The sequence below is a fragment of the Paenibacillus sp. J22R67 genome (assembly GCF_059692175.1).
This window is the reverse complement of the sequence record NZ_JCAUAX010000007.1, coordinates 294265-307459: the sequence shown is the minus strand read 5'-3', so window position 1 is coordinate 307459 and position 13195 is coordinate 294265. Positions and strand designations below refer to the sequence as shown.

Annotated in this window: 12 protein-coding genes; all 12 read right to left on the bottom strand. The window is 50.6% G+C overall.

Features of this window, described 5'->3' with window-relative positions:
- Positions 1–15: 15 nt before the first annotated feature.
- The 12 genes from AC58VC_RS25570 to AC58VC_RS25515 all read right to left on the bottom strand — a co-directional run bounded on the left by AC58VC_RS25570 (position 16) and on the right by AC58VC_RS25515 (position 13165).
- Complete coding sequence (locus tag AC58VC_RS25570; protein ID WP_497372620.1) at positions 16–957, bottom strand: Gfo/Idh/MocA family oxidoreductase; 942 nt, start codon at positions 955–957, stop codon at positions 16–18.
- 14 nt (positions 958–971) lie between these two features.
- The gene (locus AC58VC_RS25565) at positions 972–1781 is read right to left on the bottom strand and encodes an IclR family transcriptional regulator (RefSeq protein ID WP_497372618.1); all 810 of its coding nucleotides are present in this window, start codon (positions 1779–1781) and stop codon (positions 972–974) included.
- A 21-nt stretch (positions 1782–1802) separates the two neighbouring features.
- Complete coding sequence (locus tag AC58VC_RS25560) at positions 1803–2561, bottom strand: SDR family NAD(P)-dependent oxidoreductase (RefSeq protein WP_497372616.1); 759 nt, start codon at positions 2559–2561, stop codon at positions 1803–1805.
- Positions 2558–3892, bottom strand: coding sequence for an aspartate aminotransferase family protein (locus AC58VC_RS25555; RefSeq protein WP_497372614.1), 1335 nt, complete (start codon positions 3890–3892; stop codon positions 2558–2560). The genes AC58VC_RS25560 and AC58VC_RS25555 overlap by 4 nt, the downstream gene beginning before the upstream one ends.
- Positions 3893–3915: 23 nt before the next feature.
- A complete protein-coding gene (locus tag AC58VC_RS25550) occupies positions 3916–5418 on the bottom strand; it encodes a M81 family metallopeptidase (protein ID WP_497372612.1) in 1503 nt (500 codons plus the stop codon).
- The gene (locus AC58VC_RS25545) at positions 5411–5815 is read right to left on the bottom strand and encodes a RidA family protein (protein ID WP_497372610.1); all 405 of its coding nucleotides are present in this window, start codon (positions 5813–5815) and stop codon (positions 5411–5413) included. The genes AC58VC_RS25550 and AC58VC_RS25545 overlap by 8 nt, the downstream gene beginning before the upstream one ends.
- Before the next feature lie 44 nt (positions 5816–5859).
- Entirely contained in the window at positions 5860–6960 is a 1101-nt protein-coding gene (locus tag AC58VC_RS25540; protein ID WP_497372608.1) for an alanine racemase, read from the bottom strand.
- A gap of 19 nt (positions 6961–6979) precedes the next feature.
- A complete protein-coding gene (locus tag AC58VC_RS25535) occupies positions 6980–8134 on the bottom strand; it encodes an N-acetylglucosamine-6-phosphate deacetylase (RefSeq protein WP_497372606.1) in 1155 nt (384 codons plus the stop codon).
- Between the two features lie 720 nt (positions 8135–8854).
- Complete coding sequence (locus AC58VC_RS25530) at positions 8855–9847, bottom strand: LacI family DNA-binding transcriptional regulator (protein WP_497372604.1); 993 nt, start codon at positions 9845–9847, stop codon at positions 8855–8857.
- Positions 9848–9871: 24 nt separating this feature from the next.
- Entirely contained in the window at positions 9872–10630 is a 759-nt protein-coding gene (locus tag AC58VC_RS25525; RefSeq protein ID WP_497372602.1) for an SDR family oxidoreductase, read from the bottom strand.
- Between the two features lie 24 nt (positions 10631–10654).
- On the bottom strand, positions 10655–11482 hold the full coding sequence (locus AC58VC_RS25520) for a phytanoyl-CoA dioxygenase family protein (RefSeq protein WP_497372600.1): 828 nt from the start codon (positions 11480–11482) through the stop codon (positions 10655–10657).
- A gap of 144 nt (positions 11483–11626) precedes the next feature.
- Positions 11627–13165, bottom strand: coding sequence for an extracellular solute-binding protein (locus AC58VC_RS25515; protein WP_497372598.1), 1539 nt, complete (start codon positions 13163–13165; stop codon positions 11627–11629).
- Positions 13166–13195 lie beyond the last annotated feature (30 nt).

Genomic DNA, 13195 nt, shown 5'->3' with positions numbered 1-13195 from the left:
ATGCCAAAAGCGGATCTAATCCGCAGCGATTTCTTCCAGAGGGACAATTCTTCCCCCTTCTTCCCGGCTTCGAATGCCGGCAATGACCATACGCATTAATTCTTCCGTTTCACTGAACGGAAAAGGACGCTCACCAGTATGTAAATATTCAATAAAAGCTTCAAGCTGGGTTTTGAAGGAATAAAACGTATCTTGGGAACTGACAGTAGCGCTCGCACTCGTGCCGCACAGCTGCAAGAGACCATGCGAACCATATAGATCATCAATCGCAATCACAGCAACATCGCCATGTGTGCGATGCTTAAATAACACGATATTTCGTTCCTTGATTCCTACGTTTTGTGCAGAAAGAAAACCGGGGCCTAGAATGGGGTAAATGGACTCCAAAGCGTGGATGCCGTAGCGCTCCCAGCTTTTGCAAGTCGTGATGCTTGTATAACGAAGTTGTCCTAACGAATGAATCGAAGTGCGATAAGGCATGAATTCTTTGCAATAACGCATGCAGCTGGATGACATAATTCGGGCGCCGTCCCGTACCCATCGCCTAAATTGCCTTAGATCGGGCTCATTGTCGACTAGCGGTTTATCAACAAAAATAGGAATACCCGCTTCAACAAACGGCCGGCAGCGCTCCACATGCTCGTGGCCTTTATCTGTCGTAATCATCACAGCATCTACGTGCCCGATCACGTCCTCCGGCCTGCTCACGATATGAGGGATGAGCGACGTTTTCGCCACGTGTTCCGCATCTTTGGGATCATCGGTCCAGATGTGCGTCACAGACGCGCCTGGAATTTGCAGCTTTTCATTCGGTTCTTTTGCAAGATAAACCGGAATTGCCGGATAGGGGCATTCTGCCATCGCTGCTTTATCATAGTTATTGAACATGGCACTCCAGGAATAAGGATGACCATTCCCATCCACCATCCCGAGAACCGCAATACGCAAGGGTTGCATGAGGAGCTCTCCTCTCATTTATCAATCATAACGATTGGTGCATAGGGGTAACCCAGCTTTCGGGAGATCTGATGCGCAGCCGCCTTAATGCTTTCTGCCATTTCGGGCACAACGTCTGGAGCAAATCGGTGCATCGCCCCGGATAGGCTAACTGCACCCTCGATAGTCCCGTACATATTAAAAATTGGAGCAGCCAAACAACGCGCACCTTCTACAATTTCTTGATCATCCATCGAAAATCCTTGCTGCCTGACCTGAATTAATTCAGCAATTATCGATTCAGGTGAAATAAGCGTATGTTTGGTCATCGCCGGCAGTCCATGACGTGCAATTAGTTCTTTAACTTCGTCCTCAGGCAAGTAAGCGGTCATGGCTTTTCCCATCGCTGTTGCGTGAAAGGGGGATCTGGAACCAACCGTATCCGTCATCCGGAGCGGCTGCGTACTTTCAATGATGGCCACATATAGCACCTCACCGTCCACTAGAACACCTAAATTGATCGTGTCTCCAAAGCGCTCTGAGAGTTTTTTCATTTCATGCATCGCAGAGGCTCTTAGTGTGTTGCGCTCCAACAACCCTCGCGTCAGCATTAATTGCTTGTAGCCGAGGCAATACTTGCCGTTGTCGTCACTTCTACTGATGAATGCCCGATGTTCAAGTGTCAGAATGATGCGGTACGTCGATGATTTGGGTTGATCGAGCAGATCCGTCAGCTCCAGCAAATTCAGGGAACCATGTTCAGCCAGCAGCTCCAGCAAATCCAACGCTTTATCAATCGTTTGGATGGTGTAGCGTTCCTGTTTCTGACTTACATCCATGCTCATAGGTAGGTTCGCTCTCCTTCGTTAAGATAGCTTTATGAGCTGCCCGCCATCCACCACGAGGCAGTGGCCCGTCATATAACGGGAATCGTTCGTTGCCATAAAAAGCGCAGCGTCTGCAATCTCTTCCGGCACCCCGGCACGCCCCATCGGAATTGTTTGCAGATACGGCCCAAAAGCGGTCGGATTATCAATCAGCGGCTTCGTTAGCCGTGTCTCGATGAAGCCCGGACACAGCGCGTTGACGCGAATACCTAAAGGCGCAAGCTCAATGGCCATGGACATGGTGAGCAAGTTGATGCCGCCTTTGGTTGCATTGTAGTGCGCTTGATCCTTCTCCGCTGCGAGGCCGTTCACACTGGACATGTTAATAATCGTGCCGCCTTTGGCTTGCTTGACGAGCACTTTCGCAACGGCCTGCCCCGTCAGGAACGTTCCTTTCAAATTAATCGCCATATGCCGGTCCCATTCCGCTTCCTCGATCTCCAGAAAGGAGGCCGGACTGCATATCCCCGCATTGTTAACCAATACGTCAATCGTGCCCCAATGACTTAGTACCGTATCTACCATCCGGACAACATCCGCTTTGAGCTGCACATCGCCGTCAATCCAAATGACTTGCCCACCTTGTTCGGCAATTTCCTCGGCAGCTGTTTGAAGCGCCGCCTTCTCCCTTCCGGTTATAGCCACCTTGGCTCCTTCAGCGGCAAAACGGACAGCCGTCGCCTTCCCGATGCCGGTTGAACCGCCAGTGATAAGCGCGATCTTATCTGTCATCCTCATCCAGATTCCCCCCTTAATAAGCGAGCCAGCGCCTGATCGACAGCTGCTAACGTCTCTTCAATTTCCTGTGCGCCATGTGCAGCAGAAATGTACCACAGTCCATTGGATCGAACGAGTACACCCTCCTCCAGCATATAACCTGAAAACTCGGTATACTTAGCCGCATCCCGCTTCATAAAGGAAGCAAAATCGTCTACTTTCGGCTCATGCGTAAACATCATATGGAAAACAGGCCCAATATGGTTGATGAGGCCAGGAATCGCGTGTTTCGCGAGTAAGCTGCGAATCCCTTCGACTAGCTTGCTTGCGTTCGTTTCCATTTTCGCAAAAGCCGCCCCCTCCTCCTGCGACAGTTCCGCAATAGTTGCCAAAGCGGCAGCCGTCGCAACGCCATTCCCATTCAGCGTGCCCAGATGGCTGACCGTCCCATTCTCAATAAGCGCCATGATATCCTGCCTGCCAGCGACAGCACTGATTGCGATCCCTCCGCCCAAAGCTTTGCCGATCGTAACCAAATCTGGCTTCAGCCCGAACCTCCCATGCGCGCCGCTAAGACCAAGCCGGAAACCGGTAATCACCTCATCCAGAATCATGACGATGCCCAGCTCCTGGGTCAGCTCCTGCATGCGCTCCAGATAGCCCGGCTTCGGCAGCACACAGCCCGAATTGCACATCACGGGCTCGGAAATGACCGCCGCAATGTCATCCTTATGCTCACGGAGTGCCGCCTCCAGCACCGCAGTGTCATTCCATGGCAGCAAAATAATTTCCTCCAGCGCCTGCTCGCTCTGTCCGCCTGTACCCGGGACAATCCGTTTATCCTCAGCTGCACCAGCTGCTGTACTAGACTTACGCATATCCGAGCTTGGAAATGAGGTGAAAACCGTATCTGACCACCCGTGATAATGACCGTGAAAGCGGACGACTTTGCGCTTGCCCGTGTGCGCCCTAGCTAATCGGAGCGCCAGCATCACGGCTTCTGTACCCGAGCCGCTTAACGCTACCTTATCCGCACATGGTAAGATCTCTGTTAATCGACGGGCTAACGCAATCTCTCCTTCATGCTGAAGTCCGAAGGTAATCCCTCGCTGCATGGCTTCATAGACACGTGAGGCGGTTGCTTCATGCGCATGGCCTAGAATCAAGGGTCCATATCCGAGCAAGTAATCAATAAATTCGTTACCGTCCACATCTCGAATTCTCGAACCTGATCCTCCAGTGGCGAATAAGGGTGTGGGCTTCATTGCGCTTCTTAAGGAGCTTGCCACCCCGCCAGCTAAGTAGGCTTGTGATTCCGTATATTTCATCTTCGAATTCTGGGTCTGCTTCATCGTGAATCCTCCTTATTCCTTGCTTAATCGTACGCTCTGAATCTCGGTATTGGCGCAGGTGTCGCATCTAACGGATAAACAGGGCGCAGGACCCGATGATAGTCAAAATGCGCCAAATTCGCGTTACAGCACCCCGGCGAATCCACGTTAATGACATGCTTGGCGAACGATCCGAAAGCCGTCTGCCATGCGAGCGCTGATTTGGCCACGATGATGTGATAATCAGCCGGCCATAGCCCGACCGAGCGCACATGACCAACGTCCCACGGGGCCACCCGCTTCTCCGTCAAAATAAGCGTCAGCTGTCCGCATTCGACGACGGCCGTTAGTCCCATCTCCGCGCGCTGCCCTGTCATATAAGGCCCAACATGCCGATAATGCCCGTCGAACAGCAGCCGAACTTTCCCCTTGACCTGGACCGGCTTACCGTGGAGCGTATCGCTTTTACCGCCGACCCAGCCTTCGAACACGCCACCGATGCCAACCTGTCTTGCAGCTTCCACTGCTTCCTGATCGCGGATTACAATCAACGCTTTTTGCGGTGAGGTTACCAGCTCCGCTAACATATGGGTCGCATCCGCCGGAGCCCCTCCCCCCACATTGTCTGAGCCTTCTGCGATAATGACGGGACCTTCCGGCTGGGCGAGAGCCTCGGCAACTGCTTCGCGCGGTGTCAGATAGCTGACATTAAACGACGCCTTGAGGTCAATGGCCATCTGCGCAAGTTCCGAAGCACAGCGACTGGCCAGCTCTGCATCTCCATCCGTTGTCACAACAAACGACATGCCTGCATCCGGCACATCACTGTATGGGAAGCCTCCCGCCACTGTCACATTGAGGACGGCAGGAATGCGTTCCATGCTGAACGCAAGCTCCATGAGCTGCTTCATACTGCCCACATCCGTCAGCATGCCTTGCGGTACGACCAGCATCCCCGTATGCGCCAACGCCCGTACCGGGCGAATATTCCTTCGGATTTTCTGGATAAGCAAATTAAAGGCCTCGACAGCCCGTTCATACATATCAACATGCGGGTACGTATCGTAACCGACAATTAAGTCGGCTTGCCGTACCATTTCCTGACTGATATTGCCATGCAGATCAAGTGTCATCGCGATTGGATAATCGGACCCCAGTTTAGCTCGCAGACGCTTGAGACATTCGCCTTCATAATCAGCATATTGCTCGGATACCATGGCGCCGTGCATGATGATGACAAGTCCTGCCGCCCTGCTGTCGATACTTTCCACAAGTTCATCGATCAGCGCGTCCCCTGCAGCCGCCTCCACCATCCCGCTTGGCGTCGCCGCTGCGTACACACCTGGAATCAACTCGACCCCATGACTTGCAGCCGCAGCGATCACTCCGCCCATGGAGGTTCTTGTTCCCGCGTACCGCGAGGTAAATGCCTCCAAGCCCACTGTCCATTGATCGCGAAAATGAGACAGATCTGTTATGCCTGGAGCGAACGTATTCGTCTCATGCAAAATACCGGCTACCGCAATACGCAGCTTACGGTTACTCATTTTCACAGCTTTCTCCGCGACGCGTAGCAGCGTAAGCGATAGCGTCAATCTCCACTAAATAGCTGCCGATGGAGCATCCGATAGACGTCCTAGTAGGAAAAGGCTTCTTCATGACGTTTTCATACGCCTTGTTATAGCCCGGGAAATCCTCCTGTCTGGAAAGGAAGGCATTGATTTTCACGATATGGTCGAGCGAAAGCCCAGCCGCCTCCAGGATGGTTTCAATATTCCGCAAACATTGAACGGTCTGTTCCTCAATCGTTTCGCCAACGACTTCACGCGTAGCGGGATCCACGCCGACTTGGCCTGACACATAGACAAAATCACCGGCTCGGAGCGCCTGCGAAAAAGGAAGCGGGAATTCAGGTGCAAGGTTCGTATGAATGTGCTGTGACATACGTATCATTCTCCTTTATATGGATATCTCCGTGTTCGTTCTTGCTACTTCACTTTGCCTCTAGCATCTACCTTGATGATTCGCTCTAATTGACCATTTCGTACGCCCAGCAGCTGATCATGCAAATTGGTAACGGCGCAGCAATGATTCGGAATTATGGCAAGTGTGTCGCCGATCTGTAATTGAACCCCATCTGGAACGGTCAAAATGCCATGCTCCTCGCTGAGCCTCTCCACGAGGATGCCCGGGAATTCCGTGATCATTCCGAAGCCTTTGCGATGAGCACTGCTGTCATTCGACAGTGTCTTCGAGCCGGCATCGATGATCACGGTGCCCGGTCTCGGCGTGCTGACGACAGTCGCATGGATGCACATTGCGCATTCTTCTTCGCCGATCAGCCCTGTGTACAGCTGGGAGCCGTCGCCAAACACGTATGCTCCCGGACGCATCTCGGTCACTCCGCTGCCGGCGAGTGCGCCAATGAACTTCGACGTCGGGGTTGAACCGACGCTAATGTCCGGCACATCGACGCCTAGTCTCCTGAGCATGCGCTGCGATTCCAACAGCGCTTCCGCCTCGGCCAAGGCGACCTCCAAGCAATCGTCGGCATGGCTTTTACCATACGCTTGGCCCGCATGCGTCATCAGGGCGGCAAGCCGGATGCCGGGCAGCTTCGCTATTTCTACCGCCAGCTCGGCTGTCTCTTCCCCGGGCTCCTTCCCACAGCGGTTCAAGCCGCTGTTGACATCCACATAGAGTGGAACTCGAAGCTTCAGATGTTCACCAAGCTCCGAGAGCCCTTTGGCCACTTCATAGCTATCTACACTGACAGATACCTTGATTTGCTGCAGCAATCGCCCGAGTCGCTCGAGCTTAATGCGGCCGACAATCGGATAGGCGATCAAGATATCGTCTATGCCTCCACTCGCCATAATCTCGGCTTCACCTAACTTTGCTACGGTTATCCCAGAGGCTCCGTGCCGCAGCTGCTCTTGCGCGATCCAAATACTCTTATGCGTCTTCGTATGAGGCCTTAAACGTACGGCTGCGTTGGACGCTAGTGTAGCCGTACGCCTCAGATTGGCATCCAGCCGATCCAGATCAATCACAATTGCCGGCGTATCCATGTTCTCCTCGAATTGCATCCTTTCACCGCCTTTCTTCCTAGAACTTCACAGTTTGGCCGTGTAAAATAACCCGCTGAATTCGGATCTCTTCATCGATAAGGAGAAGATTGGCCCGCTTGCCTTGTGCGATGCTTCCCATTTGATCCTCCATGTGAATGACTTTAGCCGGGTTGAGTGAAGCCATCCGAAAAGCATCCACAATTCCGACGCCCGTGTGAACCATCATATTGCGCACGGCTTTGTCCATCGTCAGTCGGCTTCCGGCCAAGTGGCCAAGATGATTCCAATTCACGTCCGAGGAATCTCCCTTATCGACACTGGCATCCGGCATCGCATCCGTAATAATGATGACACGGTCCGTCCCTTTTGTTTTATGAATCAGCTTCAGCATCAAAGGACGGACATGAATGCCTTCGCGATCTGGGATCACTTCGGCGTAAATATCGTCATGAACAAGAACAGCCTCATCGACACCAACTTCACGCGTTCCTCCATAGCGGGATGGCGAAGGTGTTGCGCCAGAAGCATTTGTGCAGTGACAACCGATTCTCAGACCTTGAGGGACAAAACGGAAGATCTGCTCAGCAGTCGCCTCGGAATGACCGACGGACAAGGAAATATTGTATTTGGCAGCCTCGTTCACAAACATATCCTGGCCACCTAGTTCAGGCGCCATCGTCCAAACCTTGATCCGATCGCCGGCTTCCCTCAATATTTCACCATACTCCTCTGGATCAACTGGACGGATCGGGGATGTGATGGCCCCATATTTTTTATTAATATACGGCCCCTCCATATGAATACCTACGATTGCTTCCACAAATGGCTTGCTCGACTCCATCGTTGACAGAATGGTTCGAAGTCCGTCCCGCACTTGCTCCCGACTCTCGTTGTATGTAAATGTAGGAAGGATCGCTGTCGTCCCATGCTTCAGGTGCGTAAGCGCAAATGCATAAGGCTGCTCCCACGACCACACCCCGCCTCCGCCATGGCAATGAATATCGACGAAGCCTGGAGCGATATAGGCGCCTGCCGCATCCAGCACCTCACTCCCCGTCGGCACTTCCACGCTGCCCGATTCTCCTACACCGACTATCCACCCGTTCTCCATGTGAACGAGTCCATTCGGGATCAACCTGTCCGCTGTCACGATCGTGCCGTTTTGAATCACGATACTGCCTGTTGCTGACATCTAGCCACCCCTCCACTTAAATTGAAACCACAGTTTCACTGATGAGTATAACAACTGGTAAACGGGCCTAAAAGATAAAATAACTCAGATTGACTCCACCTAAGAAAAATGACCATTACTGGCAAGAAAGCGCGTTCAAATAGAACAGGACCAATAAAATTCTACTATGATCCAAGGAATTTAACCTTTTCTGCCCATCTATTCGCATGGTTAACGGGTACGGCTTCTACCGCTACTTACTCCCAGCCGCTAAGCAGCGCAGATTAACGGTGGATTTTCCATCTATTTTCACTGAAACCCCTACTATGATCATCCCCTTGGATCTCGAGAAACCAGCACCCCCGTGCAAATCATCGCTAACGCACATTCCCTTTCAACGCCCCTTCAACAATTGGTAAATCCATCCTCATAAATAGAACTCCTACTCATAAGCTATATACATGCTTGCAGATTGGATGTGACAGGAAATGGATTCCTATATGGCACAAACTGGCGATACTTAAGAAGTATCGCCTATCGTATGCGTCTAGATATACCAAAACTCCTATCTCTCAATCCCCATATTCAGAACCCCGATACTTACATAGCTGGTCAGACCGTGAATTTTAAAAAAATGATTCATATTCCCATCGCTACACCTCAGCCTCCCGAAACACGGCGGGTCATATCATCCATCAATTAACCAAATAAGCCCTGCCGACAATCCCGGCAGGGCCATCATCAAACTTCCGTAGAGCGCCGAACAACCAGCTCTCCTGAAAAGAGAGGCGTCTCAGCCGTCTTCCCTTCTATCGTATCAAGCAGCAATCTCATAGCTGCCTCTCCTATTTGCGGACGAGGATAATGGATGGCCGTAAGCGGCGGATCGGTTTGCGAGGACATCAAAATATCCTCGCAACCAGCGACAGCCAGCTGTTTCGGCACCTGGGCACCAGCCTTTCGGCAAGCGGCGAGGCAGCCAGCTGCCATCAAGTCATTGGCACAGACCAGTGCAGTAAAGTGGGCTGACTGACGAATCAATTCAGCGTGCAATACCCGTTCAGCCGGCTCAAACCTGCCTCCCCCATCCAACAAATCCTCTGAATACCAGGTACAACCTGTTTCCCGCAACGCATGAATAAATGCCTGCAGCCTGACTTCATAATGCTGACCAGCATCACCACTACCCATGAAGCCAATCCGAGTATGGCCTTGCTGCTGCAAATGACGGACCAACTTACTCATCTCGGCTTCCCAATCCAAATCCATATAGGGTACGGAAGCGTCCAAGTCCGAACCCGCCGGCTTCAAAACAGAGACAATCGGCATATCAAGCGTCTGAAAATGCTCCACCACCTGCTGTTTCAGCGCTTGCCCGAGCAGTAAAATACCATCCACTCTACCCATGAACAAGCTCTTGAGCTGATCTTCTTCCTCTTGTTTATAGGTTTGGAAAAACACAAAATACCCTCTGTCTTTCGCATGCTGCTCGATGCTTATTAATAGACCCGCCTCGAAAGGATTCCCGAGATAATTAATCAGCACGGCGATCTGTCGCGACTTTTTCGTTTTCAGGCTTTGTGCTAACAAATTTGGTTGATAGCCAAGCTCGCGAATGGCTTCCAGCACTTTCTGCTTCGTCTCTTCCTTCACAATCTCCCGATTGTTCAATACATAAGAAACGACCGCAGAGGAGACTCCTGCGCGGTCGGCTACATCTTTCCTACTTACCATTCGTTTTCACCCTAACAAACGTAATCAAATTCCAAACGTGTTGCCCCCGTTAACCGAGAGACATTGCCCGGTAACAAAACCTGACTCAGGCGACGCCAGGAACACCACGGCATTCGCAATATCCGCAGGCTCGCCGACTCTCCCTAGCGGTACACCGGCTTGGTAACCTGCCGTGCTGACTCCCTCATGCCGCTCCACAGGTATCCAACCTGGTGCAACCAAATTGACCCGGATACCGTGAGGCCCCAGCTCGCTGGCCCATGATCGCGTCATGCCCACCATGGATGCTTTCGCCGTGACATAGCTGGAGAAGTTAGCATTCCCGATTTGCACGACTTCGCTGCCGATATGAATAATACTTCCTTCTCTCTTCAACTTCATCCCCGGGAGCACCGCTTTCGCAAGCAGTAAAGGCGCTTTCACGAAGAAATCCAGTTGATCCAAGTAGGTCTGCCATGTGCTCTCTTCAATGGATAACATCGGCTGAGGGCCTGTCGCATTGTTAACCAGAATATCAATACTCCTGCCAAAATGCTGCTCCACTCGCTCGATGAGCTCGCTAACTTCTCCCTCGCTTGTGATGTCAGCGCGAAATGCACAAGCGCTGCCTCCTGCTGTGGTAATCAGCCGAACCGTTTCCTCTGCATCCTGCACGCTATATGCATAGTTGACTGCAACATTCGCTCCTGCTGCCGCAAGTGCAGCTGCGATATGACGCCCTAGTCCGCGTGATGCTCCCGTAACAAGCGCAATCTTTCCCTCTAATCTTGTTGATGAACCCAAGATATCCACCTCTTCCAAGTGAGCTTATTTGTAGACGCTTTTGCCAGCATCCTGATTGTACAGCTCCTTTAATGGTACCATAGATTCGGATGGAACATAATATTTAAACGGATTCTCATCAATGACCCCCAGAAGCTGCTTCCGGTATGGAGAGGCATTTTCCAGCAATTGTTCGGATGCCGTGCGGTAGTCAATTGGTCTCATCCAGATCGGGCTATAGCCTAGAAACAATTGCCGGCGTGTAAATTCCGAGCGATTAGGCGCACCGGCATGCCACAGGTTCTGCGGGAATATGAACACATCGCCTGGCTTGCCGCATACTTGCACTTCGCCGTCCACTAGACCATTCACATTCTGACTCTCTGGATGAAACGGCTTGTTATGTGAGCCAGGGATAATTTTGGTATTACCACGATCCGGCTGGGACATATCGCTCAAGATATAGCATGTTTTGATGTAATAGGTCGAGGTGATGCCATCTTGCTTCGGAAACTGTGGATGCGGACCGTCCTGATGCCAGTTAATGAAGCTGTGTGACTCGGTCTTCACATCGTTGGGATTCGGTTTACGTACGGTTAAGTGTGAAATGTGCAGCTGAATGTTATAGCCAAGCAGATTCACCATCAGAGGAAGCAACGCCGGTTCATCGATTAGCGCAGCTATTTCATCATCTCTCTCAATGCTGTTATAAATGTTATAAGCTAATGAGTCCGGTTCTTCAGCGATAATTCGGTCGATGGCAGCGTTCAAGCGGTTAACTTTTTCTTCTGACAAAACGCCTGGCAGTATCAAATAACCGTTTTCGTTAAATTGCTCAATAAGTGCAGGAATATCTAATTTTGTTTGTGTCATATGCATACACTCCTCATTTTTATTATTGATTTATGGTAATTATAACCACAAAATTTACACGTGTAAATAGTTCTTTTAAAAGAAAAGGAAGCCCATTTCTCCTTCCTTTTCCGCACGCTGTTCCCTCAACTTTTCCTTCTATTTTTACTTCACGTAGCCAAGCTCTTTGATCTGTTTGTTAGCTGCATCTAAATAGGCTTTATAATTCATGGAGGTTTCAAGCGTCTTCAGGAAGCTGTCATATTCGCTGAGCGGACGTTTGCCATACAAGAATTTGGAGAATTCTTCTTCAATATAGCGCTTCGCATCTGCATCGTTATAGCCATTCGGCATATCAACGAATCCGGCCAAACCATCAATGTGCGGCTGTTTGCTTGCATATTCCATAAATTTAGCCTGCGGACCGAATTTCACTGTCAAATATTCCATTTCCGGGCGCCCTGCGAATTGGTACAGCCAGAAATAACCGCCTTCTTTGCCCATGAGATCTGTCGGGACAACTTTACTGCCATCGAGGTTGAAATGTTTGCCTTTTACCCCGTATTGCACCAATAAGGAACCATCTTTCGAAGACACATAATTCAGTAAATCGATGACTTTCTGCAGCTTCTCCGGATTCTTCTCAAGGGACTTCGGCACGGCATACAGACCTGCTGCCTTGCCAATATCATAGGCGCTGGCATATTTCCCGCCTGGACCTTTGATCGCATCGACTTGCACCCATTTGGCATTGGGATTCACAGCTTTGATCTGCTCAACAAATTGGTCTTTCGTGACATTCGGCCAATCCAGATAGACGATACCTGCTTGCCCTTTTATCGCTTTTTGCTGATGTTGAAGGCCTGAATTAGCCAAAAGCTCTGGATCTACGGAACCGGAAGCAATCATTTTCTGTACGAAACCGAGGGCGTCCTTCATCCCAGAATCATACAAGGAGTTCACAACTTTATTATCCTTGACATAAAAGGTCGGTAAACCGCCGTCCATACCTACACCATAAGCTCCGAAGACGGTATCAAAAGCACCTAATTTACCGCCAGTGAGGCCATACGTATCTTTTTTGCCATTGCCGTCCGGATCTTTCTCCGTGAACGCTTTAGCCACTTCGAGCAGTTCTTCCGGCGTCGTAGGGACTTTCAAATTCAACTTATCCAGCCAATCCTGACGAATCCAATACGTATTGTAGGGGACCTGCGGTGACTTGGCAATTGCATACGTTTTGCCGTTCATCATCCCTTTCTTCAAACTGTCAGCCCCAATGAACTCTTGTACTGGCTTAAGCTTATCCAAATAAGGTGTGAGATCAAGCAGAAGACCTTGATCGGCAAATTGCTTTAATTGTTGGCGATCTACAGCGAATAAATCAGGGAAGTTCGCCGATGACATACGCACGTTTAATTGATTTTTATAATCATCACCAGAGGCATATACGGTCAAATTAAGATCCGTGCCCAGCGCTTTATCCAGCTCCTGCTTAATAATGTCCTGATCAGGAGAAGGAAGACCGCTGCCCGTTTCGATAATATCAAGCTTAACGGGCTTGGCGTTAGCAGCCGGTTTACCGCTTTCCGCAGCTTTATCAGCAGGCTTATTCGCAGCAGGTGCTCCACCGCAACCGGCAATCAGCGTTCCACCGGCGAAAGTCATGGCGAGAAGAATTGGTACAAGCAATTTCTTTTTCATAGATACCCCTTCTTTCTTTTAAAATAAAAG

What these genes read in the sequence shown, in the direction of transcription:
- AC58VC_RS25545 (WP_497372610.1), bottom strand. Translation starts at nt 5,815, where the DNA reads ATGTCACAGCACATTCATACGAACCTTGCACCTGAATTCCCGCTTCCT.
- AC58VC_RS25560 (WP_497372616.1), bottom strand. Translation starts at nt 2,561, where the DNA reads ATGAGGATGACAGATAAGATCGCGCTTATCACTGGCGGTTCAACCGGC.
- AC58VC_RS25550 (WP_497372612.1), bottom strand. Translation starts at nt 5,418, where the DNA reads ATGAGTAACCGTAAGCTGCGTATTGCGGTAGCCGGTATTTTGCATGAG.
- AC58VC_RS25530 (WP_497372604.1), bottom strand. Translation starts at nt 9,847, where the DNA reads ATGGTAAGTAGGAAAGATGTAGCCGACCGCGCAGGAGTCTCCTCTGCG.
- AC58VC_RS25570 (WP_497372620.1), bottom strand. Translation starts at nt 957, where the DNA reads ATGCAACCCTTGCGTATTGCGGTTCTCGGGATGGTGGATGGGAATGGT.
- AC58VC_RS25565 (WP_497372618.1), bottom strand. Translation starts at nt 1,781, where the DNA reads ATGAGCATGGATGTAAGTCAGAAACAGGAACGCTACACCATCCAAACG.
- AC58VC_RS25540 (WP_497372608.1), bottom strand. Translation starts at nt 6,960, where the DNA reads ATGCAATTCGAGGAGAACATGGATACGCCGGCAATTGTGATTGATCTG.
- AC58VC_RS25515 (WP_497372598.1), bottom strand. Translation starts at nt 13,165, where the DNA reads ATGAAAAAGAAATTGCTTGTACCAATTCTTCTCGCCATGACTTTCGCC.
- AC58VC_RS25520 (WP_497372600.1), bottom strand. Translation starts at nt 11,482, where the DNA reads ATGACACAAACAAAATTAGATATTCCTGCACTTATTGAGCAATTTAAC.
- AC58VC_RS25555 (WP_497372614.1), bottom strand. Translation starts at nt 3,892, where the DNA reads ATGAAGCAGACCCAGAATTCGAAGATGAAATATACGGAATCACAAGCC.
- AC58VC_RS25535 (WP_497372606.1), bottom strand. Translation starts at nt 8,134, where the DNA reads ATGTCAGCAACAGGCAGTATCGTGATTCAAAACGGCACGATCGTGACA.